A 23,214-nucleotide genomic window follows, 5' to 3' on the forward strand; every position below is an offset into this window, starting at 1 on the left:
GGTCGCGTTGCGTCACGCCTTGCCGGCAGTCGATGCAGCAAGAAACGCAGGTTTCTCGCCGCCGCCGTGCAAAAGCAGGTTGGTACCACTGAAATAGGCCGCCATCGGAGAGGCGGCGTACAGACAGGCGTTGGCAATGTCTTCGGGCTCACCCATGCGACCGGCAGGGATGGTGAGCCCAACCGCCGCGATGCCCTCATCATCGCCGTAATGCAAATGAGACTGCTCGGTGCGAATCAGCCCCGGGCTGACCGATAGCACCCGCACCTTGGGTGCCCACTCCACCGCCAGCGAGCTGGCCAGCGACACCACTGCCGCCTTGGCTGCGCCGTAAGCGGCGGTACCCGGCGATGGACGGCTGGCAGCGACCGAGCCAATAAAAATGATCACCCCACCACTATCCTGCTGCTGCATCACGGCATTGGCCTGTTGGGCGAGATTCAGCGGCGCCAGCAGGTTGAGGCGAATGATGCTTTCACTAAAGCGCGGTGAAGCAGTGGCAGCGTCGGCGGCTGGACTGCCACCGGCGTTATTGACCAGCACATCCAGCCGGCCATAGTGTTCACGCACGGCAGCAACGGCTTCTTCGGTGGCTTCAGCGTCACGCACGTCTACACTGAGAAAGCGGGCGCTGCGGTTGCCAACAGCGGGCATCTGCTCCGGTTCGCGACGGCCGCAGGCCACCACAGTGGCGCCAGCGGCTAAAAAGGCTTGAGCAATACCGGCGCCGATACCGCGGGTGCCGCCGGTGATCATCACCACCTTGCCGCTGTAATCGAGCGCTGCGCTGTGAGACTGCATGAACAAATCCTCTGGTTGCGTCATACCCTCACTGTAGGGAGCGCGCCTGCCCTGCTCTTCGTCTAAACGGACGATGAGGTGCAATCGGGTGCTGCCGACAATCGCCTCGACTCTCTTTCTAATCGCGGAGCCCTTAATGACTGACGCCAACGCCGTTCTGCTGCTGGACCGCCCAGCCCCGCAGGTAGCACGCTTGACTCTCAATCGCCCCGACGTAACCAATGCGCTTAGTCTGGAGTTGCAGGCGGCGTTATCGGCGCGCTTCAGCGAGTTGGCGGCCGACCCGCAGACGCGCTGCATCATCCTGACTGGCGGCGACAGGGTGTTCGCTGCTGGCGGCGACATTTCCAGCATGGCCGGCGTAGGGCCGATCGATATCCTGCAGCGCCATACCGAGCGTGTCTGGGCGCCCATCCAACAGTGCCCCAAGCCTGTCATCGCGGCGGTCTGCGGTTACGCCTACGGCGGTGGCTGCGAGCTGGCTATGCACGCTGACATCATCATTGCCGGCCGGGGCGCGCGCTTCTCCCAACCGGAGATTCGCATCGGCATCATGCCGGGCATCGGTGGTACCCAGCGCCTGGTACGCGCTGTTGGCAAGGCCAAAGCCATGCAGATGGCGCTGACCGGTCGCCCGATCAGCGCGGAAGAAGCCTGTATCGCCGGGCTGGTCAGCGAGGTAGTGGACGATGAGCTGGTGGCCGACACCGCTGTGCAACAGGCCAGCCTGATTGCCGCCATGTCGCCACTGGCAGCCGAGCAGATCAAGGAGGTGATTCTCGCCGGCATGGATGCGTCGCTGGAGGCAGCCCTGGCCATGGAGCGCAAGGCCAACGCTCTGCTGTTTGCGGCAGAAGACCAGAAGGAAGGTATGCAGGCCTTTTTGGAGAAGCGCCGCCCGGTGTTTGTCGGGCGCTGACGATTCATTCAACAGACAGCCCGGAGAGCTCCTCTGATCCGGCTTGAATCAACACTCCAGTAAGCGCTCACCCGCTCTTTGCGCCACAGCGACAATCCGTAAAGATCAGACAATAAAGCCCCGCCCATCACAATATGGGCGGGGCTTTTGCTGTGCTGATCAGCGTCCAGCGCGGCGAGCTGCCTCAGGGCCGAAGTCTCGGGAGGTGACGTCGCCCCGGTTGAGGGTATAGCCGGCAGGCTGTTCGTTAATCAGGTTAAAGGCCAGATAGCTCTTGGCTTCCAGGTCGTGGTACAGCCCTACCCCGGCCTGCCAGGTGTTGGCTTCGTAGGCGTAGAAGTAGTTGATCATCGAGGTGCGCCACAAGCCGCCACGGGCGTCGTAGTTGTCTGCCATGATCATCAGCCAGCTGTCCTCATCCACGTACATGTGGCGCTTGGGATACAGGTGGCGGTAACCGTCCTTGAGATTGGCTTCAAGCACCCACACGCGGCGCAGTTCATAGCGCATGGCGTCCGGGTTGGCGTGGTGCGGCGGCAGCAACGCTTCATAGCGCCACTCGGGCGAGTGAATGCGGTAGGCGTTGGCCGGCACATACATCTCCTGCTTGCCTACGATGGACCAGTTGTAGCGCTGACCAGAACCATTGAAGATGCGCACCTCATCCACGGTGATAGAGCCACCGGTACCCGGAAACTGCATGTCAAAACCGTACTCCGGCGATTGGCGCACGCGGCGAGTGCCGGGGTCGTAGCGCCAACTTTGACGAGGCTCGGTGACATGGTTGAAGAATTCCATGCCGGTGTTGATTTCGCCCCTGTCACGCTGCGGCAGAATGGTCTCATTCAGATAGAACGAAGACTGCCCCACGGTTTCGCCAATGGTGCCGGGCTTGAGGTGCGGCGCGAGGTTCTTGGAATGTACCTGACCCCAGTTGATACGGCCGTTCGGCAGCACATAGGCATTGTCAGAGATGTACTCTTCAGTCCAAGGGCGGTAGGTGAAAAATGAAGACGTCCACATCAGCTCCAGCCCGGTCTTGGGGAAGGGGAACAAAATGCCGCCGGTGGTCGCCACCACGCCTTCGCCATCGTTGACCAGTTCGGCGGACTTGGCGTTCTCCAAGGTGGCCTGACATACGCTGTCAGGGAAGCGGAAATCCCGACGGGTTGGATAAACCGGCATCTGGAAGGTATCTGGGTAAGCAGCAAACAGCGCCTTCTGCCCGGCCGACAGGCGTTCGGCGTACTGCGCCATGTTGTCGGCGGTAATCACGAACAGCGGCTCGTCGTCGGGATACGGATCAACCGGGTGATGGCCCGTGCCCTGAAAATCGACGTGCTCGGGCGCACCCAGCCACTTGCCGGTCCATTCGGTGATACTGCCGTCGGCGTTGCCTGATTTTTCGGCACCAACACACGTGCGCTCGTTACCCAGAGACGCAATCTCCTCCGGCGTCGCTGTGGCATGAACCATCGTGGCCTGGGCCAGCAACGTGGCAATGCAAAGGGGTTTGATCAGTTGCATAAACGGGGCTCCATCAGAAGGTGTATTTGGCGTTGAACGAGAGATAGTCGCGGTCGGCCATGGTGCGACCCTTGGCGACATCGGGGCTTGAGAGATAGTTGACCCAGGTAGCGCCAACCTCGAAGTTGCCGATATAGCTGAAGGTGGCACCCAGCGTCAGACGCTGCTCGTCACGCCCCATACCCTGCCGTCCACTGCCGTCAACGTTCTGCTGAAACACTGCCGAGGTGGTCAGGTCCCAGCCGGTGAAGACACTCGGGTAGTCAAGGTACGCGCCCACGCCCAGCAGCACGTTGTCACGGGTTTGGCCGTTGTAGACGAAGTCGTCAAACTGACCGTTCTCACCAGGGTTGCCGCCAGTCACGGTCAGGGTGTCAGCATCCTGAATACGGTCGTAAACCAACTCACCCATGAAGGTAGTCTGGCTGGCCAGCATGCTCGGCCCAAGGATATAGACGAAGTTTCCGCTGGCCATCAGCAGATCGCCGGTGGTTGGCGCGCCGTTGCTCAGATAGACAGGGGCGCCTTCACGCAGGCTGATATCCGAGCCCAACTGCACGTCCCCAACCTTCGAGGTGAGGCTCAGACCAGTGAGTTTGATATCTTCGAAGTAGCCGAACTTGAGTGCTGGGACACCCGGCCCAAAGCTGACCCGGTTAACACTGTCCAGCGACGAGTACTGGGTAGTACCGCTGATATCAAAAAACATCGACGCGGTGCGATCATGGTAGCGATAGTGGTACAAACCAATCTCGGTGTTGAAATCGACATTCCAGCGCAAACCCAGGCCCCACTGACCAGAGTCGCGCGGGTCATCTGCCTCGACACTATTGGCAGCAGTAAAGGTGGTGTCTGGGTAAGCTGCGATCACCCCTGGGGCAAAGCGATAAAACTGCGACCCTGGACCAAAGAAATCGCTACCGAAGAAGTCACCCACCGGGTTCAAACGGGTCTCTTCCCATTCCAGTTGATAGAAACCGGTAAATGCCAGGCTCTCGTTCAACGACCAGGTAAACGACAGCTGATTGACCGGCAGGTAAGCATCTTTAGCTTCGGTTCCGGGCACGTTGAACTTGGTCGCATCAATGGGTGCCTGGCCCTGGCTGATGTTCGGCCAGAACAGACTTTCGCCCCAGGCTACCAAGTGGCGACCGGCGTTCAGCGACAGGTATTGGCTCTCGCCAATCGGGAAATTGCCGTAAACATAAGCGTCGAGCAGCTGGAAGCGGCTGCCGCTGTCGCGTCGGGTGGTGGCACTGAAATGCTGCTCGTCACCGGGGCCATTGACCACCTGGTTGACGGTAGCAGCCGAGTCATTGTCGTTGTCCTGCTTGTAGACCTGGTCGTAAAAGTGGCTAGCACGCAGTACGGCGCCCAGGTTGTCCTTCTGCACCAGCACCTCGCCAAACAAACTGACGCGATTATTGATGGCCGCGTAGCGATCAAAGTTGCGGGTGGCGTCGTCATTGTTTGGGTCGGCCAGATACGTGCTATCTGCGCCGCGGGTACGGAAGGAGTAGGTGTAGTTGGCGGTGACCTGGGAGTCGATGGTCAATCCGTTATCAAAGCTCAGGCTGGGTAAAGCCAGCGCCGGGCTTGAGACCGCTGCGGCGGCGAGCGCCAACGCCAGCGGCGAGAGCGCCGCCGGGCGGCAGAGTAGACGATTATTGTTGTTCACGTGTCGCTCCTGATAAATGTCCTTATCCCCCCAGACAGGGGGTGGCCAGTATCGGAAGCGAGCAACAAAAACACGTACCCCAAACGGAGTAGAAAACCCGTCCGCCGGGTTAACTCTCGTTACAGCTCGGCGGCGAGCTGCAACTTGTCGACCTTGTTGGAGGCGTTCATCGGCAACTGCGGATAGAACACCACCCGACGCGGCACCTTGTAGTTGGCCATTCGCTCACGGGACCAACTGATTAGTCCAGCATCATCGAGCTGTTGGCCCTGGCGCAGCACCACGCAGGCACACCCCACCTCCCCCATACGCTCATCCGGAACGCCCAGCACCGCTACCTGAGCAATCGCCGGGTGCTCACTCAGGGCGGCCTCGATCTCGGCCGGGTAACAATTAAAGCCGCCAACGATAAACATGTCCTTGAGTCGACCGGTAATGCGCAAGTTGCCCTGCTCATCCAGACTGCCAACATCGCCGGTATGCAGCCAGCCATCACCATCTACCGCCTCGGCTGTCGCCTCGGCGTTGTTGAAGTAGCCCTGCATGATGTGGAAACCGCGCAGGCAAATCTCGCCCTGCTCGCCAGCGTTCACCCGTTGTCCCTCTGGGTCTAGCACTGCCAGCTCGGTGCCCGGAATCGCCCGTCCGCTGGTGGCGGCAATGGTTTCCGCAGCATCCTGCGGGTCGCAGATGGTCGCCAGCCCGCCACACTCGGTTAGACCGTAGGCGGTGGTCACCACCTTGAACCCAAGCTCTTCGCGCATGCGCCGGATCAGCACCGGCGGAATGGTCGAGGCGCCCGTCACCGCCACTCGCAGACTGGACAAATCCACCTGCGCCCGAGCCGGGTGGTCAAGCATCGACAGGTATAGGGTTGGTGGCCCCGGCAAAATAGTGATGCGCTCACGCTCAACTCGGCGGAACACATCATCAGCATCAAACATCGCCTGCGGCACTATGGTCGCGCCACCCAGCAGGCAGGTAAGCCAGCCAGCCTTGTAGCCGAATGAGTGGAAAAACGGATTAACGATCAGATAACGGTCTCCGGGCACCAGGCCGATGATCCGCACGTACTCGTTGAATGCGCGCAAACTTTGGCCGTGGGCGTACATCACCCCCTTCGGCTTGCCGGTGGTACCGGAGGTAAACAACAGATCAGACAGGTCATGCGCGTTGATCGACGCGGCACGCGCTCGCGCTGCATCCGGCGCGATACGTTCACCATCGGCCAGAAAGTCATCCAGCGCCTGATCGGCGGCTGTTGACTCGCCCAGCGCGACCACCCGCTCCAGGCTGGGTGGACGCTGCGGCGCCAGCATGGCCGCATAGTCGTTGCCCAAAAACTGCCCCTGGCAGAACAGCAGACGCGCCCCGCTGCGCGCCAGAATGTCCGCCGCTTCACTGCCCTTCATGCGGGTGTTGAGCGGGACCAACACCGCGCCGGCCGCCTGCAGGCCTAGGGCCAGTAACACCCAGTCGATACTGTTGGGTGCCCACAAGGCGATACGGTCGCCGTGCCGAATATCGGTTGCCAGCAGCGCGCGGGTGACCGCCAACATGCGGTCGGGCAGTTGGGCGTAGCTGATACGCTGCGCGCCGTCATCCAGCGCCAGGCGCTCGCCATGCAGCTCGGCGGCGCGCAGCACCAGCGCCGGAATCGACGCCGGCAGACTGGCCGGCGAGGGAAACACTGAAGCCATGTGATCTGATCTCATTCAGTCGGGAAAACGCAGATGTACCTTGTCGCTGGTCGCCACCGCCTGACAGGCAAGGGTCCAGCCTTCGTTTAGTTCCTGCTCGTCCAGCGCATCGTTGTGCAGCAGATCCACCTCGCCAGACACCAGGGTGCACATGCACGAGGCACAGGAGCCAACCAGGCAGGAGTGCGGTGGCTGCAGGCCCTCACGGCGCATAGCTGTCAACAGTAGTTCGCCGGGGGCACAATCGATCTCGCAGGTCTCGCCATCCAGCTCTACAGTAAGACGTGTCGCCGCTGCCCCGGCGTGCTCGACAATGCCATCGGTCTGCGGCGCTTCACTTTCACTGGGCAGCGAAACGAAACGCTCAACGTGCACCGCCGCCTCCGGCAAACCTGCCTGATGAAGGGCTGTGACGCTGGCATCCATAAACGGCTCAGGACCGCAGATAAAGGCTTGTGCCTGCTCGAAGCCTGCAGCCAGATGCGCCAACTGATCCACGGTCGGGTGCCCCTGCACGCTGGCCAGCCAGTGCACTACCTGCAGACGCTGCGGGTGCTGCGCAACCAACTGTTGGAGCAGGTCACGAAAGATCACGGATTGCTCGTCACGATTGGCGTAGATCAGGCGGATGCGCCCTTGTGCCTGACTCAGTACCGCCCGCAGTATCGACAGTACCGGCGTCACGCCGCTGCCACCGGCCAGCAGCAGGAAGTCGCCGTCCAATGAGCGCGGTACAAAAGCCCCGGCCGGCGGAAGCACTTCTATCTCACTACCGGCAGCCAGCTGGTCGCAGAGCCAGTTGGAGCCTCGACCATCGGCCACCCGCTTGACCGTTACACGCAAATTTTCGTTAGCGTAGGGCGTACTGGACAGCGAATAGCAGCGCGGCAGCCAATCATCCTGATGCGGAATGCGCAGGGTCAAAAACTGCCCAGGGCGGTAGCTAAAACGTTGCGCCAACTCGGAGGGCACACTGAACTCGAAGGAGCAGCTGTCGTGGGTCTCTTGAATCACGTTGGCCACGCGCAGGGGAATGTAGTTGGTCATGGTCAGATACTCATCACAAATTGGCCGCTGTCCACCCGCAGCTCGATGCCGTTGACGGCGCGCGCCTCGTCGCTGGCCAGATACAGCACAGCCTCGGCCACGTCCCTCGGCTGGCAGGCGCGATTCATCGGGTCGCTGTCGATGGTGAAGGCGGCGGGGTCCATCCCCTTGGGGTAGCTCTCTCGGGTCATAGCCGTCATCACGCCATCGGGGTGCACCGAGTTGCAGCGGATGCGGTATTTCTGCCGGCGACAGTGCACTGCCACACTGCGGGTCAGCGCGGCGACCGCACCCTTGCTCGCGCCGTAGGCGAGATAGTCATGCCGGGCGGCCAACGCCGCAATTGAGGAGATATTGACAATAGAGCCGCCAGCAGAGGCCTTCATTAGCCCCACCGCCATCTGACACCCCAGGAATGCGCTGTCGGCGTTGACCCGCAACAGGCGTTGCCACTGCTCCAGGGTCGCGTCCTCAATCGAGCCGGGCAGCAAGATACCGGCATTGTTGACCAGCACATCCAGTCCGCGCTCATCCGCCTGCAGCTGCGCAGCGAGTGCCTGCCAGTGAGCCGGATCGCTGACATCCTGCTGCAGGAAGCTGGCGCGCTCACCCAGCTCGGCAGCCAGTGCTTCACCCGCCTGTGCGTTCAGGTCGGTCAGCAGTACCCTGGCGCCCTGCTCTATAAACAGCCGCGCACAGGCCTCACCGATACCGCTGGCAGCACCGGTGACCACCGCAGTCTTATCCTGCAGTCGCCCGCTCATGCTGCCTGCTCCTGTAGCACGGCAGTGGCGACATGCTGGCCGGCAATCCAGCCGAACGTCATGGCCGGACCAAGGGTGCCGCCGGCACCCGGATAGGTGGTGCCCAGCACCGAGGCCGAGCTGTTGCCAATGGCATACAGCCCGTCAATCACAGTGCCATTCTCACGTACCACCTGCGCATGCTCATTGGTCAGCAAGCCGCCCTTGCTGCCAATGTCACCAGCGTACATTGGCATAGCGTAGTACGGCCCCTTGGCGATGGGCGCCAGACACGGGTTGGGGCTGACGTTGCTGTCGCCGTAATAACGGTCGAACACATTACCGCCACGCTGGAAGTCTTTGTCCTCACCGGTCTGGGCGTAGCCGTTCACTTTGTCCACCGTGGCCCGCAGCCCGCCAGCATCCACCCCGATCTGCGCCGCCAGCTCATCCAGCGAATCGGCCTTGTAGTAGAGACTGTTCAGCCACTGCTTGCGCAGGCGGCTGTCGGGCATGATCTGGCCGGGCATCAACGGGCCCATGGCGTAGTTGAAGCGGAAGTGGCTGTCGAAGACCGCCCAGGCCGGTATGCACTTGCCGCCGGTTTCGGCGTTGTTGCGGTACATGGCATCTACAAATTCCAGATAGGGCGCTGCTTCGTTGATAAAACGCTGACCCAGACCGTTGACCACAATGGCGCCGGGGAAGGCGCGTTCGGCAAAGATGCCGCGCGCACGGTCTTCGCCAGGCACCAGTAGAGTCGGCGCCCACCAGCCCCAGTCCAGCAGGTCAGTAGCTGCGCCCAGAGCCTGCCCGGCCTGCAGTGCGGCACCGGTATTGGCACCGGCCGGAGTGGCGCTCCAGGCTGCCTGGGTCGGACCGGGGAAGTACTTGTCGCGCAGCGCCTGGTTCTGCTCGAATCCGCCGCTGGCAAGAATGACGCCCTTGCGTGCGCGCAGGGTCTGAATCTGGCCATCGCGCTCCACCTTGACGCCGCAAACGCGTCCACCCTCTTCCAGCAGCTCGCGAAAATCGCTGTTGAGCCACAGCGGAATCTGGCGGTCCAGCATGGAGGCGCGCAGACTGGCAACCAGCGCATTTCCCAGCGCAGTGCGACGATCTCGCTTGCTGCCGGTTTTGCGGCGCCAGCGGAAGTCCAGTTTGTAGCGCAACATCAGGCGGATAATCATCCAGCGCCAGCCAAAGCTCTTGGACATCGCTTTATGCGCATCGCGCGCGGTCCAGGCGATTCGGCCCATCAGCATGTTGCCGGGCGCACCTTCGCGCAGTCCCGGCAGGTCATCGCCCAGCGCACTGAGGTCAAACAACTCCGGATCCAGGCTGCGGCCGCCTGGCAGCGAGCCCGGCAGGTGCTGATAGTAATCGGGGTATTTATCTGCCACCGCATAGCGCACGCGCGTGTGTTTTTGCAGCCAGGACACCATTTGCGGCGCCTTGAGCATATAGGTACGCAGGCGAGGCTCGTCGACCCGGTCTCCCACGGCGGCCTTGAGGTAGGTCCAGGCCTGCTCCTCGCTGTCCTTGCCGCCAATCGCCTTGAACAGGTGATTGTTGGGTATCCAGATGCCGCCCCCGGAAATGGCCGAGGTGCCGCCGTACTGCGCGGTTTTCTCAAGCACCAGTACGCTCAGCCCTTGGTCGGCTGCGGTTACCGCAGCGGTCATGGCGCCGGCTCCAGAGCCGACTACGATCAGATCGTATTCGTTGTTGTTGTGCATAACCTAACTCGTCCACAGGTGAAGACAGCACCCGTCTGCAGAACAGACGGGCGCACGGATCAGACGTAGGGATCGGGATTGGGCAGGCCCAGCTGCACCGCGCCAAAGGCTCGGCCAAAGGCCGCCACATTGTTGGAGATATGACCCCGCGCCTGGTGCAGGTCGCGGAAGGTACGCGCTACCGGGTTGCTGTTATACAACCCGGACGCGGCCATGCAGCGCAGCAACTGATTGACCTTCTCGGCACAGACGTTGGTGACGTGAGCAGACTGGTAGCGATAAAGCAGGCGCGTTTCCACATCCGGAAACTCGTTACGCTCGGCCATCTGCCACAGGTGCTCGAAGTTGCGCTCCAGCACCAGCTTGAGCTGATCCAGCGTCAGCACTGCATCAGCTACCACTTCCTGCGCCAGCGGATCTTCGGCGGTCTTGGCGCCATGTTTGCCGATGTGCTTGGCGGCATTGGCGCTGAACTCGTTGATCGCTCCCTGCAACGCACCCAGACAGGAACTGGATACAGCGCGGGTGAACACCTGGGCAAAGGGAATCGCATACAACGGACTGGTGTTGACCAGACGGCCAGGCGTAGCCTCCATGCTGGTGTTGTTGGTGCGCTGTACCCGGTGCGCTGGGACAAAGGCGTCTTCAACGACGATGTCGTGGCTGCCGGTACCGCGCAGGCCCAGTACATCCCAGTTACGCTCGATGCGGTAGTCGCTGCGCGGAACCAGGAAAGTCCCGTGCTCGCTACCCTCTCCGTTCGCGTCCGGCGGAATGATGCCGCCCAGCAGCGTCCACTTGCAGTGTTCGCTACCGCTGGAAAAGCCCCACCGGCCACTGATGCGATAACCGCCGTCCACCACAGTCACCTTGGCCACCGGCATATAGGTGGAGCCCACCAGGGTTTTGGGGTCTTCTCCCCAAACATCCTCCTGGGCCTGCAACGGGTAGCGTGCAAGCTGCCAGGGGTGTACGCCCATCACCCCGTAAATCCATGCAGTAGACATACAACCTTCGGCCAAGGTCATCTGAATATCAAAGAAGGCACGCGGGTCCAGCTCAAGGCCGCCAAAGCGCTTGGGCTGCATAGCCTGAAACAGGCCGGCTTCCTGCATGTCGGCTACGGTTTCGTCCGGCACCTTAAGCTCACGGTCGGCCTGTTCGGCGCGGGCCTTGAGCGCGGGAATCAGTTTGCGTGCCGCTTCCAGCAGCTCGAGTTCCTTTTGTGATTTTTCGCGAGTGGCAACCATCTCTTGGTCCTCCAAAGACTCTTCCGCAGCGACATTCGAGCGGGTTACATGGATTATCCGAATGGTCTCAAGCGCGCTCATCGTCAATCTGGACTAAGGCTGCACCGATACGGGACTGCCGCGCCCGAATCGCGCTCAGGCAATCCTGAAACGCTGGGCCATGGCATCCAGCTCGCCCGCCAGACGCTGCAGCTCCACCGCCGCATCGGCACTATCGGCGGCGCTGCCAGACATTTGCCGCACACCCACCGAAACGCCTTCCACCTCTCTAGCAATTTCGCGGGTGGCGCTCGACTGATTGGTGAGAATCTGACTGATCTGGTTGATCGCGGCGATAACGTCAGCGGTGCCCGCGCGGATCGCCGTGACTGCCTGACTCACCTCACCGGCCAGCGCCACCCCCGCCTCTACGTGAACAACCGACCGCTGCATACTGTTTGAAGCGGTACGCGTGCCTTGCTGAATCTGCTTAACGGTTTCGGTGATTTCGGTCGTCGAGTGCGAAGTGCGCTCAGCCAGCTGCCGCACCTCCCCTGCCACCACAGCAAAGCCACGCCCCATCTCGCCAGCCCGCGCTGCTTCAATAGCAGCATTGAGCGACAGCAGGTTGGTTTGCTCGGCCACCTCGTTGATGACCTGAATCACCGAGCCGATCTGCGCGGAAAAGCGCTCCAGACTTTGCATGTGTTCCGCGTTGGCACTCACCGAGTCGGCAATCGCACGCATCTCATCCAGCATCTGGCAGATTAAGCCCTCACTGGATTGACTACTGCGTTCGGCCTGCTCGGTGGTGTCGCGGGTGACCTCTGCGTGATTGCGCACCTCATCAATGGAAACCGACAACTGCTCGACTGCGGCCGACATGCTGCTTACCGCATCAGCCTGCTGCCGGGCCAGGGTCGACGCGCTGTCAGACAAGCCAGTGACTCGCCCGGAGGAACAACCAAGCAGACCCACCTGATCACGCAGCCCACCCAGCAGCGCCCGGAGGTTGTCCCGCATACGGGCAAAGTCGCGCATCAGATCACTGATCTCATCATTACCCGACAACGCCACCGGCCGACTCAAATCACCCTCTGCGATCGCTCGCGCCTGCCCGGAGATCGCCTGCAACCCTTGACGCAAGCGTCGTATCATCAACCAACCGACCAGACTACCGAGCAGCAGGCCGCAGCCAGCCAGCAGCAGATACAGCTGCTGAGCCTGGACATAGCGCTGCTCAGCCTGATGAAAGTCGTTAACAGACTTCTGCCCCTGATGCTGGCGTAACGCCGCCAACTGCTCGGCAGCCAGGCGCCCTTCCTCCGCGCCCATCTGCAGAAACACACGCATGCCGGAAATGCCGAAGTCTTCCAGCTCAAGTTGCGCCAGCATGGCGTCCAGATCTTCCGTCCAGACCTGGTAATGCGCGTCAAAGGCCAGCATCAACTCGCGGTCGGTATCGTCCAGCTGCAACTGCTGAAACTGATTCCACAGCTGCTGCAGGCGCGCTGCGTTGTCACGAATCTGCTGCAGGTGCACGTCCAACGCCTGCTCGTGCATAACCGCCAACTTGCCGTCGGGGTCATACTGAATGGCCGTCAGCACCAAGCGCCGGTTCTGCTCCAACAGGCGCTCGATCTCAGTCGCCCTGGCGATGGCCAGCAGACGCTCGTGCTGCACCAAATACAGACTGTCACGCGCCTGCTTGAGGCCGTACCAGCCCAGGCCCACCGCACTATAGAACAATACACAGGCCAGCGCGGCCCACAGGATCAGACGCGCCAGCAGGGTCAAGCGCCAGGTAGCAGGCTTCATGAGTACACTCCGGACGAGCGAATGCGCCACCGGCGGCGGCGCAGCTCTGACAGGCGAAAATCAGCGGGTAATTTGGCTTTTCATCACATCGATGAAGCCAGGGTGATACGGCGCCAGCATGCCCCACTCACCTCGAGGATCGTAGGCCGGCGCTTTGAACACAGTGCGCGCGTGGCTGAATTCGGCAAAGCCCTCTCGGCCGTGGTAATGCCCCATACCGGAAGCACCAACACCACCGAAGGGTGCGTCTTCCATGGCAGCATGCATCAAGGCATCGTTGATGGTGACACCACCGGACAACGTGTGATCAAGCACCCATTGCTGCTCAGCACTGTCATGACCGAAGTAGTACAGCGCCAGCGGCCGCTCACCCTGGTTGATCTCCTCAACCACATGCGCCACCTCGCTGTAACTGAGCAGAACCAGTGCCGGACCAAAAATCTCCTCCTGCATGATGCGACTGAGCTTCGGCGGATTGACCACAATCGATAGCGGCCGACGGCGCTCCTCGGCCGGCGTAGCCACATCAGGGCAACGCACGATCTGGACGCCCATTTCGCGAGCTTCCTCCAGACAACCTTCAACCCTCTCCAGGTGCCGTTGATTGACTACAGCTGTCAGGTCTCCATTGCCTTGCACCATCGGATACAACGCAGCGTAACTGGCGCAGAAGGCCTCGATAAAGGCTTCGCGCTGCTCGACCGGCACGTACACTAGGTCCGGCGAAATGCAGATCTGCCCACCATTCGTTCCCTTGGCAATGGCCAGCCGGCGCGCGGTTTCACCGATATCGGCACTGCGACCAATCACTACCGGCGATTTGCCACCCAACTCCAGAGTGACGGGCACCAGGTTAGCGGCGGCCCGGCGCATAATGTCGCGACCAACCGCCGTACTGCCGGTAAAGACCAGATGATTGAATGGCTGATCGGCAAACCCCTGCCCCACCTCCACACCGCCATTGATTACGGCCAGTTCCAGTGGATCAAAACGCGCATCAATCGCGCGCGCCAGCACCTCAGCAGTACGCGGGGTAATTTCCGAAGGTTTGAGCACGGCCCGGTTACCCGCCGCAAAGGCGCCTGCCAGCGGGCTTAGCAGGGTAAACAGCGGCGCATTCCAGGTGCCGATGATGCCAACCGTACCCTTTGGCTGATACTGCACCCAGGCCTCGCCACCCAGTTGGTCATATGGCGCAAAGGCTGCACGCGGCTGATCAGGCAGCCACTCTGCCAGATGGTCACGCGCATGCTTAAGCGACCCTAACGCACCCAGCACATCATTCATAAGACTGAAACCGGGGTGACGGCCGCCAAAATCGGCCTCCATCGCGGTGGCCAGCGCCTCGTGCTCATCGACCAGTAGATCGATGACGGACTGAATGCGGGCCCGCCGCACCTCCGCGCCGACGCGCCCCTGTGCGTCCGTGGCTTTGCGCTGCGCAGCCAACAGCGCGCTAAGTTGCTCCAGCGATTGCAGATAGGCAGCCACCAACTCTCTCCTTACCCGGTCCAGGGTTGTTCTTGTAGTTGTCTGCCAGCCTAACCGCCCGCTGCGCCCTCATCCTCGTCCGATCGGACGAGCCCGCAGTACACCTGCGTTAGTCCATAGAGACGATGACCAACACCCCTGCCAACCCAATACTGCTGCCACTACCAGCACCAGACAGGGAGCAGCCCATGAGCGCTACCGCCAGTTTCAATCCGAAGGCCTTTCGCGACGCCCTGAGCACCTTTACCACCGGCGTTACCATCATCACCACGCGCGGACCAGACGGCGAGCCCATCGGCATCACCGCCAACAGTTTCAACTCGGTGTCATTGAACCCGCCGCTGGTGCTCTGGAGCCTGGCCAAATCGGCCTACAGCCTGACGGCCTTTTCGGCCAACAAGCACTGGAATGTGCACGTGCTCTCCACCGAGCAGGAAGCGTTGTCAGGACGCTTTGCCTCCCGCGGGGAGGACAAGTTTGCCGGCATCGACCTGGACCGCGGCATCAACAACATCCCGCTGCTGCACAACTGCACCGCGCGCTTTCAATGTCGCACCGCGTTTATGTATGAAGGCGGCGATCACGTCATCTTTGTTGGCGAGGTGCTTAGCTTTGACAAGAGCGCGCTGCCACCACTGGCCTTCCAGTCCGGCCAGTACGCACTGGCGGCGCGCAAGCCACGCGAGGGCGTGCGCCTATCCAGTGCTGAAGAGCTGGCTCCCGAGTGCAGCTACACCGAAGACCTGCTCGGCTACCTGGCCGGTCGCGCGCACTACCAGCTGGTGGCCTACCTGCGCACCCTGCTGCAGAACCACAAGCTGGATGAGCACGCCTTCTTCGTGCTCTCGGTGCTGAGTATTCAAGATCGCCTGACGTTGGAACAGATCAACCGATTTGTCGGCTATACCGGGCGCGAGGTTAGTCAGTCGATGATGGTGTTTCTGGAAAAACAGCGCTACATCGCGACCGAGCTGGACAGCGGCGAAACGCCTCGCTACGCGCTGACCGCCGAAGGACGTGAGGTATCGCTGGAGCACGTAGCTCTGGCCAAGGCGGTGGAAGAAGACCTGACCGAAAAGCTCGGTTTGGGAGATGTGCAGGCGCTGAAGATCCTGCTCAAGCGCCTGATCCACGCCACTGACCCTGGCTTGCCCGACCTTTGGGTGGCCGCCCCCCAAGCGGCCATCAGCCTCTGACTAGCGGAGTTTCACCATGTCCCTGCTCAAGCAGTTCACTCTCACCGATCAGGTTGCCCTGATCACCGGCGCCGGCAAGGGCATCGGCCGAGCCATCGCGCTGGCCTATGCCGAAGCGGGTGCCAGCGTTGCCTGTGCGGCGCGCACCCTGGCCGACGTTGAAGCACTGGCCGCCGACATCAAAGCGGCGGGCGGCAAAGCCATCGCAGTGCAGTGCGATGTAAACGACGCTGCTCAGCGCGAAGCAGCAGTCGCGGCCACCCTGAATGCCTTCGGCAGGCTGACCCACCTGGTCAACAACGCTGGCGGCGGCGGCCCCAACCACCCGCTCAAGCTCAGCTGGCAGGAGTTTGATCAGTCCATGCACTTCAACGTGACCACCGCCTACCACTTTATCCAGCTGTGCGCACCGCACATGTTTGAAGCAGGCTCGGGCAACGTCATCAATATCACCTCCGGCGCGGCGCGCTACATCCAGCGTGGTTTCAGCCGCTACGCCGCCGCCAAGGCCGCGCTGACCCAGCTGGGCTTCATGCTGGCTCAGGACTTTGCACCGACCATCCGCATCAACGCCATTGCACCCGGCCCGATCATGACCGATGCACTGGCTGGCGTGATGACCGACGAGATCCGTCAGGTGATGGAGCGCAACACCCCCATGAAGTGCCTGGGCGAGGTCGAGGATATTGCGGCCGCCGCACTGTACCTGGCCACCCCGGCCTCAAAGTGGGTCACCGGCAAGGTCATCGAAGTCGATGGCGGCGCCGAATCCAGCGTATTTCCGACCTGAGGAGTGCCTGACATGGCATTGGATTCACATCTGATCACCACCTTGGGCGACGAGCTGTTTGCCGCCCTGCGCGAACGCCGCACGCTGACACCGCTGACCAGCCGCCACCCCGAGATCGAAATTGACGATGCCTACCGCATCTCGTTGCAGTTTCTCAAGCGCCGCGAAGCACTGGGCGAGCAACTGGTCGGCAAGAAAATCGGCGTTACCAGCAAAGCGGTACAGGACATGCTGAACGTTCATCAGCCGGACTTCGGTTTCCTTACTGACCGCATGCAGGTCGCCAACGGCGCCGCCGTCAGCCTGCGCGAGTACAACCTGATTCAGCCCCGTGCCGAGGGCGAAATCGCTTTCATCTTGCGCGAGGACCTGACCGGTCCCGGCATCACCGCCGAGGACGTGCTGGCCGCGACCGAATCGGTCACCCCGTGCTTCGAAATTGTCGACTCGCGCATTCACGACTGGCAGATCCGTATCCAGGATACCGTCGCCGACAACGCTTCCTGCGGCGTGTTTGTACTCGGCGATCAGCGCGTCGACCCGCGCACGCTGGACCTGGCCGCCGCCGAGCTGACCATGAACAAGAACGGCCAAGCAGCTGGCCGCGGTTTGGGCTCTGCCGTCCAGGGCCACCCCTGCGCGGCGGTAGCCTGGCTGGCCAACACCCTCGGCGAGCTCGGCATTCCCTTCCGTCGTGGCGAGATCATTCTATCCGGCGCACTAGCACCGCTGGTGCCGGTCGGCGCTGGCGACCACATCGACATGCACATCAGCACGCTGGGCAGCGCCAGCATGCGCTTTACCGACTGATACCAGGGAGAACCCCATGAGCAAGAAAATCCGCTGTGCCCTGATCGGCCCCGGCAATATCGGCACCGACCTGCTGTACAAGCTCAAGCGCAGTGAGTGGCTGGAGCCGGTCTGGATGGTCGGCATCGACCCCACCTCCGAGGGCCTCAAGCGGGCCGAGGAAATGGGCCTGAAGGTCACCTGCGACGGTGTTGACGGTTTGCTTGAACACGTTGAGAGCGATGATATCCGCATCGCCTTCGACGCCACCTCTGCTTACGTTCACGCCGAAAACAGCCGCAAGCTAACCGAGCGCGGCGTGCTGATGATCGATCTGACCCCCGCAGCCATTGGCCCCTACTGCGTACCGCCGGTAAACCTGGCAAATAACCTCAAGGCCGGCGCGACCAACGTCAACATGGTTACTTGCGGCGGCCAGGCCACCATTCCGCTGGTTGCTGCGGTATCGCGGGTACAACCGGTGGAGTACGCCGAGATCATCGCCACCGCCGCCTCCAAGTCGGTAGGCCCCGGCACCCGCAAGAACATCGACGAGTTTACTCGCACTACCGCCAGTGCAATCGAACAGGTCGGCGGTGCTCGCAAAGGCAAGGCGATCATCATCATCAACCCGGCCGAGCCGCCACTGATCATGCGTGACACCGTGCACTGCCTGGTTGACGGCGAGCCAGACCAGGCCGCCATCACCGCCTCGATCGAACAGATGATCGGCGAAGTGCAGAAGTACGTTCCCGGCTACAAGCTGGTCAATGGCCCGGTGTTTGACGGCAACCGGGTGTCAGTCTTCATGGAAGTCGAAGGCCTGGGTGATTTCCTGCCCAAGTACGCCGGCAACCTGGACATCATGACCGCTGCAGCCGCACGCACCGCCGAGATGTTCGCCGAAAACCTGCTCAAGCAAACCGCCCTATAAGGAGACATGCCATGAACCTTCGCGGCAAGAAGATTACCGTTCACGACATGTGCCTGCGTGACGGCATGCACCCCAAACGCCACCTGATCAGCCTGGACGAGATGAAGTCCATCGCCGCTGGCCTGGACGAGGCCGGCGTGCCGCTGATCGAAGTCACCCACGGTGACGGCCTGGGCGGTAGCTCGGTCAACTACGGCTTCCCGGCCCACAGCGACGAAGAGTACCTGTCTGCGGTCATTCCGCAGCTCAAGCGCGCCAAGGTGTCCGCGCTGCTGCTGCCGGGCATCGGTACCGTCGATCATCTGCGTATGGCTAAGGATCTGGGCGTCAACACTATCCGTGTTGCTACCCACTGCACCGAGGCCGATGTGTCCGAACAGCACATCAGCAAAGCGCGAGAGCTGGGGATGGACACCGTGGGCTTTCTGATGATGGCGCACATGAACAGTCCCGAAGGGCTGACCAAGCAGGCTCTGCTGATGGAAAGCTACGGCGCCAACTGCGTCTACATCACCGATTCAGCCGGCTACCTGCTGCCTGATGACGTTGCCGCCCGCGTCAGCGCCCTGCGCGCTGCACTCAAACCCGGCACAGAAATCGGTTTCCACGGCCACCACAACCTGTCGATGGGCGTCTCCAACTCCATCGCCGCCATTGGCGCCGGCGCGAACCGTATTGACGCCGCCTGCGCAGGCCTTGGTGCCGGTGCCGGTAATACGCCGATGGAAGTATTAATCGCTGTCTGTGACCGTATGGGCATAGAAACCGGCGTAGACGTATTCGGCATTCAGGATGTCGCCGAAGACCGCGTAGTGCCGATTATGGACTTCCCGATCCGCAGTGATCGCGATGCCCTGACCATGGGCTACGCCGGGGTCTACGGCTCCTTCTTGCTGTTCGCCAAGCGCGCCGAGAAGAAGTACGGCGTGTCGGCTCGCGAGATCTTGGTCGAGATGGGCAAGCGCGGCATGGTCGGCGGACAGGAAGACATGATTGAGGATACCGCCCTGACCCTACTGAAGCAGCGTCAGGCCTGACCAACAACGCGGTTTCGCAACGGCCCCACCCGGGGCCGTTCTGCTTTCAGGAGTACTTAACATGAATAACGCTGTCGCCGCGCCCAGCCTTGGCTGGCGCGCCCACGGTCTGTTATCGGTACTGGTGTTCGCCTACGCCGGCTTCTTTGTCGGCCGGCAAATCATGTCGGTGATGATCGAGCCCATAAAGCTAGAGTTCAACGCCTCGGATACCGCCATGGGGCTGATCTCCGGATTGGCCTTTGCGGCCGTCTATGCGCTTATGGGACTGCCAGCCGGGCGTCTGGCTGACCGAGGTTCCCGAGTGCGCCTGCTGGCGGCCACGGGGGTACTTTGGGCGCTGGCCACGTTGCTTTGTGGTACGGCAACCAGCTTTTGGTTGCTGGTTGCCGCGCGCATGCTGGTGGCGGTGTTCGAGGCACCGGTCACGCCGGCCTCACTCTCGTTGATCGCGGACCTGTATCCGGTGCAACAGCGCTCGCTGGCCATCAGTTTCTTTACCGGAGCTCCTACAGTGTCGGCTATGCTGGGGCTCGGCGTCGGCGCTTGGGTGATCGATACCTGGGGGTGGCGCAGCGGCTTCTATATGATTGCCAGCCCAGTACTGGCCATCTCACTGGTGTTGGCCCTGCTGATGCGTGAGCCGCTGCGCGGTTACTGGGATGCTCAGGACAGCACCGTGGTGCCAGCTCAGCGCAGTATGCGCCAAGCCGCCGCGCATCTGCTGCAAAACCGTCCCTACCGTCTGACGGTGCTGATCTGTACGCTGTTCAGCTTTGGTGGTTTCTCATTCGCCATGTGGAACACCAGCTTTTTGATTCGCTCCCACGGCCTGTCTCTGCAACATGCCGGGCTGCTGGCCGGCGTGGTGGTCGGCGGTACCGCAACCTTGGGCGGGCTGTTCAGCGGCTGGCTGACCGATCGCCTGGTGACCATAGACCGACGCTGGCTGCTGCGCGTACCGATGATAGGCCAGGGCGTCGCCCTGCTGTTTATGCTCTGCTACCTACTCTGGCCCCAACACATCGCGTTCCAGCTGGGTGCCCTGCCTGTACCCATGACCATGTTTTGGTGCGCGCTGATGGGCTTTTTCACGGTCTGGTGGGTGGCGCCGCTGTTTAACCTGCTGACCCAGTTAGTCGCCAGTTGGGAGCGCGCCACAGCGGTTGCCCTGCAAACCATTTGCACCACCATCGCGGGTGTCGGCTTTGGGCCGCTTTTTATCGGCGCTCTCAGTGATGCGCTTGCACCTTACAGCGGCGCGGAGTCACTACGCCTGGCGATGCTGCTAAGCAACTTCAGTTTACTTGCCGCACTGCTCTTGCTGCGCCGTTTGGCCGGCCTTAACCCCTGAAACACACAAGGCCCCGGATGGGGCCTTGTGACTAGCGGTTGATTGCTAGAAACGATCCGGCCGCATCATCGCATCCATCCCACCATCGGCAAATACTACGGTGCCATGCATGAAGCTGGCCTGAGACGACAACAAAAAACGAATCACGTTGGCCAGCTCAGCGGGCTGGCTGCCACGGCCAAGCGGCGCAACAAAATTGCGTGTCGCCTCGCCGTAGCGCGCGTCCTCGGTCGAGGCCTTGTACAACGGTGTTTCCACCACACCTGGGGCAACCACGTTGAGGCGCACGCCGCGCTTGGCCCAGTCATGCACCTTACGACGTACCAGCAAACTAACCGCCAGCTTGGAACCGGCATAGGCCACACTGGCGTTCTGGTCGGCGATGGCCTCTAGAGCCGCGGCCTCATCGCCCGCCAGCAGCGTCTGCACAATCGGGTGCTTGTCGATCCCCGGCTGCACTGAAGCCACCGAGCCAACCACCAGTGCCGACGGCTCGCTCCCTTTGGCAAGCACATCCACCAGACCATCCAACAGCGCGCTCACCGCAAAATAGTTGACCGCCAGAATCAGACCAGTATTCGGCGCGGTCACGCCAAGCCCCGCGCACAGCACCAAGTGATCTAGACGGTCATTGCAGCGGTCACGTACTTGGGCAATAGCCTGGGCACGCCCCTCGGCGGTGGACAGATCAGCGTTGATATCGGCGTTGGCGCGGTCGATGCCAATGACACTGTGGCCGGCTTCACGTAGTTGGGCACAAAGCGCCGCGCCAATACCCGAGGCGGCGCCAGTAACGGCAGTAATGGGCATGGTGAGTCTCCTGATTGCACTGGTTGGGATAACCAACACTGTGCTCAGTGGCCTCGTACCGGTCATCGTCCAGAGGGACTAAACCAGACTCGGCACGCGACTAAACCAGGGTTGCGCCTGCTCCAGCTGGGCCGCCAGCCGCAGCAACGTACGCTCCTCACCAAAGCGACCTGCAAACATTACACCGACCGGCAGGCCGCCCTCTGACCAATGCAACGGCACTGACATCGCGGGCTGGCCGGTCATGTTGTACACCGAGGTTAGTGAGGACATACGCCCGGCCAGCGGACCAAATTCGGCCAGCGGCATATCCATAGTCAAGCTGCCCAACTTAGGCGGCAGGTGAGGCATGGTCGGGCTGAGTACCAGATCGTAGTCCGCCATGAACTCGGCCATCTGCTGCCCGGCCTGACGCAGGGCGAGCACGCCCTTGTCGTAATCCTCTGCCGACACCTGGCGCCCCCAGGCAAGCATCTGCCAATCCACAGGCTCCAAGTCTGCCTCGGTCACTGCCCGGCCCAGCGCCTGTTCCCGCGTCGTTACACTCTGCCGCAGACTGACAACGCTCATCACGCCAGATGCTTGCCCTGCAGCCTGAAGATCAACCTGCGGCATGACTTCTTCAACGATATGCCCCAGCTCCGCGCATAAGGCTGCTGCCTGCTGCACGGCAGCCAAGCACTCAGGCTCCAACTGGCCGCCCTGCAGCGGTGCCAACTGCAGAGCTATGCGTAATTGCCCGGGTTTACGCGCAAGCTGTTCAAAATAGCGCCCTTCATCCGCCTGCGCCGCAACCCCCTCCCCTGGGGCACGGCGCGCCAGGCAGTCAAGCAAAGCGGCGCTGTCACGCACGCTACGAGTAATGACATGCTGCGCAGCCAGGCCACCGCGCTTCTCGCTGTGGTCAAACCCCATAGGCACCAAACCGCGGCTTGGTTTCAGTCCAAACAGGCCGCAAGCCGACGCTGGCAGGCGAATGGAGCCTCCACCGTCACTGGCGTGCGCTGCGGGCACGATGCCGGCAGCAATGGCCGCAGCCGCGCCGCCAGAGGAGCCACCAACACTGCGATCCAATTGCCAGGGGTTGTGGGTCTGCCCCCACAAGGTGCTTTCAGTATTAGGGCAATTACCAAACTCTGGGCTATGGGTCTTGCCAAATACCACCAGCCCGGCCTCTCGCACTTTTTGCATGTACAGATCGTCTTGACTGGCCTGCGCATCCCGGAACATCCGTGACCCGTTCGTCGTTACTGTACCGGCCATACTCACGCCCAAGTCCTTGAGCAAAAAAGGTACTCCGCCAAAAGGCCCGCTCGGCGAAGCCTCTGCCACCTGCTTACGTGCCAGCTCGTAATGTTTAAGAACCACGGCGTTAATGCTTGGATTGACCTGCTCGGTGCGCGCAATCGCCAGCTCCAGCAGCTCGGCAGGCGTAACCTCCCGGTTGGCAACCAGAGCAGCCAGCGCCGTTGCGTCGTGTTGACGGTACTCGTCAAAGCGCATGCTGCTGCGAGCAAAGGAAACGGGGGCAGCGATAGGTAGACTCAAACCGCCCGCCATTAGCGTGCTGCCGGCCAGAAAGCGGCGACGTGAAATGGTACGCATGGGTGAC

General features: G+C 61.6%; 19 protein-coding genes. 7 read left to right on the forward strand and 12 right to left on the reverse strand.

The features are described 5' to 3' along the window. Window positions 1-12: 12 nt before the first annotated feature. Window positions 13-801, reverse strand: coding sequence for an SDR family oxidoreductase (locus HV822_RS17950; RefSeq protein WP_238871622.1), 789 nt, complete (start codon window positions 799-801; stop codon window positions 13-15). Window positions 802-937: 136 nt separating this feature from the next. On the opposite strand from HV822_RS17950, the gene HV822_RS17955 reads away from it, so the two are divergent. Then, entirely contained in the window at window positions 938-1,720 is a 783-nt protein-coding gene (locus HV822_RS17955; protein ID WP_238871623.1) for an enoyl-CoA hydratase, read from the forward strand. 159 nt (window positions 1,721-1,879) lie between these two features. Here HV822_RS17955 and HV822_RS17960 read toward each other — a convergent pair whose 3' ends face one another. The 9 genes from HV822_RS17960 to HV822_RS18000 form a co-directional block, all read right to left on the reverse strand. Then, window positions 1,880-3,196 carry a DUF1329 domain-containing protein gene (locus HV822_RS17960; protein ID WP_396265180.1) on the reverse strand — a complete coding sequence of 439 codons (1,317 nt, stop codon included), beginning with the start codon at window positions 3,194-3,196 and terminating at the stop codon, window positions 1,880-1,882. A 64-nt stretch (window positions 3,197-3,260) separates the two neighbouring features. Then, window positions 3,261-4,925 (reverse strand): DUF1302 domain-containing protein, encoded by a 1,665-nt coding sequence (locus tag HV822_RS17965; protein ID WP_238871625.1) that lies wholly within the window; start codon window positions 4,923-4,925, stop codon window positions 3,261-3,263. Window positions 4,926-5,044: 119 nt separating this feature from the next. Further along, on the reverse strand, window positions 5,045-6,625 hold the full coding sequence (locus tag HV822_RS17970; protein WP_238871626.1) for a FadD3 family acyl-CoA ligase: 1,581 nt from the start codon (window positions 6,623-6,625) through the stop codon (window positions 5,045-5,047). Window positions 6,626-6,640: 15 nt separating this feature from the next. Further along, window positions 6,641-7,672, reverse strand: a complete 1,032-nt coding sequence (locus HV822_RS17975) for a ferredoxin--NADP reductase (RefSeq protein WP_238871627.1) — start codon at window positions 7,670-7,672, stop codon at window positions 6,641-6,643. A 2-nt stretch (window positions 7,673-7,674) separates the two neighbouring features. Further along, window positions 7,675-8,436, reverse strand: coding sequence for a glucose 1-dehydrogenase (locus HV822_RS17980; protein ID WP_238871628.1), 762 nt, complete (start codon window positions 8,434-8,436; stop codon window positions 7,675-7,677). After that, window positions 8,433-10,154, reverse strand: a complete 1,722-nt coding sequence (locus HV822_RS17985) for an FAD-binding protein (protein ID WP_238871629.1) — start codon at window positions 10,152-10,154, stop codon at window positions 8,433-8,435. Before HV822_RS17985 ends, HV822_RS17980 begins: the two co-directional genes overlap by 4 nt. Before the next feature lie 59 nt (window positions 10,155-10,213). Beyond that, window positions 10,214-11,404, reverse strand: a complete 1,191-nt coding sequence (locus HV822_RS17990; protein ID WP_238871630.1) for an acyl-CoA dehydrogenase family protein — start codon at window positions 11,402-11,404, stop codon at window positions 10,214-10,216. Window positions 11,405-11,539: 135 nt separating this feature from the next. After that, window positions 11,540-13,201 (reverse strand): methyl-accepting chemotaxis protein, encoded by a 1,662-nt coding sequence (locus HV822_RS17995; protein ID WP_238871631.1) that lies wholly within the window; start codon window positions 13,199-13,201, stop codon window positions 11,540-11,542. A gap of 60 nt (window positions 13,202-13,261) precedes the next feature. Continuing rightward, window positions 13,262-14,692, reverse strand: coding sequence for a coniferyl aldehyde dehydrogenase (locus HV822_RS18000; RefSeq protein WP_238871632.1), 1,431 nt, complete (start codon window positions 14,690-14,692; stop codon window positions 13,262-13,264). A gap of 188 nt (window positions 14,693-14,880) precedes the next feature. On the opposite strand from HV822_RS18000, the gene HV822_RS18005 reads away from it, so the two are divergent. The 6 genes from HV822_RS18005 (at window position 14,881) to HV822_RS18030 (ending at window position 20,792) form a co-directional block, all read left to right on the forward strand. Beyond that, window positions 14,881-15,888, forward strand: a complete 1,008-nt coding sequence (locus tag HV822_RS18005; protein ID WP_238871633.1) for a flavin reductase — start codon at window positions 14,881-14,883, stop codon at window positions 15,886-15,888. A 16-nt stretch (window positions 15,889-15,904) separates the two neighbouring features. Beyond that, complete coding sequence (locus HV822_RS18010) at window positions 15,905-16,678, forward strand: glucose 1-dehydrogenase (RefSeq protein WP_238871634.1); 774 nt, start codon at window positions 15,905-15,907, stop codon at window positions 16,676-16,678. A gap of 18 nt (window positions 16,679-16,696) precedes the next feature. After that, window positions 16,697-17,488: a fumarylacetoacetate hydrolase family protein gene (locus HV822_RS18015; RefSeq protein WP_238873652.1), complete on the forward strand. Its 792-nt coding sequence runs from the start codon at window positions 16,697-16,699 to the stop codon at window positions 17,486-17,488. 16 nt (window positions 17,489-17,504) lie between these two features. Beyond that, window positions 17,505-18,401 (forward strand): acetaldehyde dehydrogenase (acetylating), encoded by an 897-nt coding sequence (locus HV822_RS18020; protein ID WP_238871635.1) that lies wholly within the window; start codon window positions 17,505-17,507, stop codon window positions 18,399-18,401. An 11-nt stretch (window positions 18,402-18,412) separates the two neighbouring features. Continuing rightward, on the forward strand, window positions 18,413-19,438 hold the full coding sequence (dmpG, locus tag HV822_RS18025) for a 4-hydroxy-2-oxovalerate aldolase (protein ID WP_238871636.1): 1,026 nt from the start codon (window positions 18,413-18,415) through the stop codon (window positions 19,436-19,438). Window positions 19,439-19,499: 61 nt separating this feature from the next. After that, complete coding sequence (locus HV822_RS18030) at window positions 19,500-20,792, forward strand: spinster family MFS transporter (protein ID WP_238871637.1); 1,293 nt, start codon at window positions 19,500-19,502, stop codon at window positions 20,790-20,792. A gap of 45 nt (window positions 20,793-20,837) precedes the next feature. On the opposite strand, the gene HV822_RS18035 is transcribed toward HV822_RS18030, so the two are convergent. Both HV822_RS18035 and HV822_RS18040 read right to left on the reverse strand, forming a co-directional pair. Further along, window positions 20,838-21,602 carry an SDR family oxidoreductase gene (locus HV822_RS18035; RefSeq protein ID WP_238871638.1) on the reverse strand — a complete coding sequence of 255 codons (765 nt, stop codon included), beginning with the start codon at window positions 21,600-21,602 and terminating at the stop codon, window positions 20,838-20,840. Window positions 21,603-21,680: 78 nt separating this feature from the next. Continuing rightward, window positions 21,681-23,207, reverse strand: coding sequence for an amidase (locus tag HV822_RS18040; RefSeq protein WP_238871639.1), 1,527 nt, complete (start codon window positions 23,205-23,207; stop codon window positions 21,681-21,683). Window positions 23,208-23,214 lie beyond the last annotated feature (7 nt).

Origin of the sequence: Halopseudomonas maritima (assembly GCF_021545785.1) — a bacterium.
Classification (GTDB): Bacteria; Pseudomonadota; Gammaproteobacteria; order Pseudomonadales; family Pseudomonadaceae; genus Halopseudomonas; species Halopseudomonas maritima.

What these genes read in the sequence shown, in the direction of transcription:
- HV822_RS18040 (WP_238871639.1), bottom strand. Translation starts at nt 23,207, where the DNA reads ATGCGTACCATTTCACGTCGCCGCTTTCTGGCCGGCAGCACGCTAATG.
- HV822_RS18030 (WP_238871637.1), top strand. Translation starts at nt 19,500, where the DNA reads ATGAATAACGCTGTCGCCGCGCCCAGCCTTGGCTGGCGCGCCCACGGT.
- HV822_RS17985 (WP_238871629.1), bottom strand. Translation starts at nt 10,154, where the DNA reads ATGCACAACAACAACGAATACGATCTGATCGTAGTCGGCTCTGGAGCC.
- HV822_RS17970 (WP_238871626.1), bottom strand. Translation starts at nt 6,625, where the DNA reads ATGGCTTCAGTGTTTCCCTCGCCGGCCAGTCTGCCGGCGTCGATTCCG.
- HV822_RS18005 (WP_238871633.1), top strand. Translation starts at nt 14,881, where the DNA reads ATGAGCGCTACCGCCAGTTTCAATCCGAAGGCCTTTCGCGACGCCCTG.
- HV822_RS18035 (WP_238871638.1), bottom strand. Translation starts at nt 21,602, where the DNA reads ATGCCCATTACTGCCGTTACTGGCGCCGCCTCGGGTATTGGCGCGGCG.
- dmpG (WP_238871636.1), top strand. Translation starts at nt 18,413, where the DNA reads ATGAACCTTCGCGGCAAGAAGATTACCGTTCACGACATGTGCCTGCGT.
- HV822_RS17975 (WP_238871627.1), bottom strand. Translation starts at nt 7,672, where the DNA reads ATGACCAACTACATTCCCCTGCGCGTGGCCAACGTGATTCAAGAGACC.
- HV822_RS17995 (WP_238871631.1), bottom strand. Translation starts at nt 13,201, where the DNA reads ATGAAGCCTGCTACCTGGCGCTTGACCCTGCTGGCGCGTCTGATCCTG.
- HV822_RS18020 (WP_238871635.1), top strand. Translation starts at nt 17,505, where the DNA reads ATGAGCAAGAAAATCCGCTGTGCCCTGATCGGCCCCGGCAATATCGGC.
- HV822_RS17955 (WP_238871623.1), top strand. Translation starts at nt 938, where the DNA reads ATGACTGACGCCAACGCCGTTCTGCTGCTGGACCGCCCAGCCCCGCAG.
- HV822_RS17980 (WP_238871628.1), bottom strand. Translation starts at nt 8,436, where the DNA reads ATGAGCGGGCGACTGCAGGATAAGACTGCGGTGGTCACCGGTGCTGCC.
- HV822_RS18010 (WP_238871634.1), top strand. Translation starts at nt 15,905, where the DNA reads ATGTCCCTGCTCAAGCAGTTCACTCTCACCGATCAGGTTGCCCTGATC.
- HV822_RS17990 (WP_238871630.1), bottom strand. Translation starts at nt 11,404, where the DNA reads ATGGTTGCCACTCGCGAAAAATCACAAAAGGAACTCGAGCTGCTGGAA.
- HV822_RS17950 (WP_238871622.1), bottom strand. Translation starts at nt 801, where the DNA reads ATGCAGTCTCACAGCGCAGCGCTCGATTACAGCGGCAAGGTGGTGATG.
- HV822_RS17960 (WP_396265180.1), bottom strand. Translation starts at nt 3,196, where the DNA reads ATGGTTCATGCCACAGCGACGCCGGAGGAGATTGCGTCTCTGGGTAAC.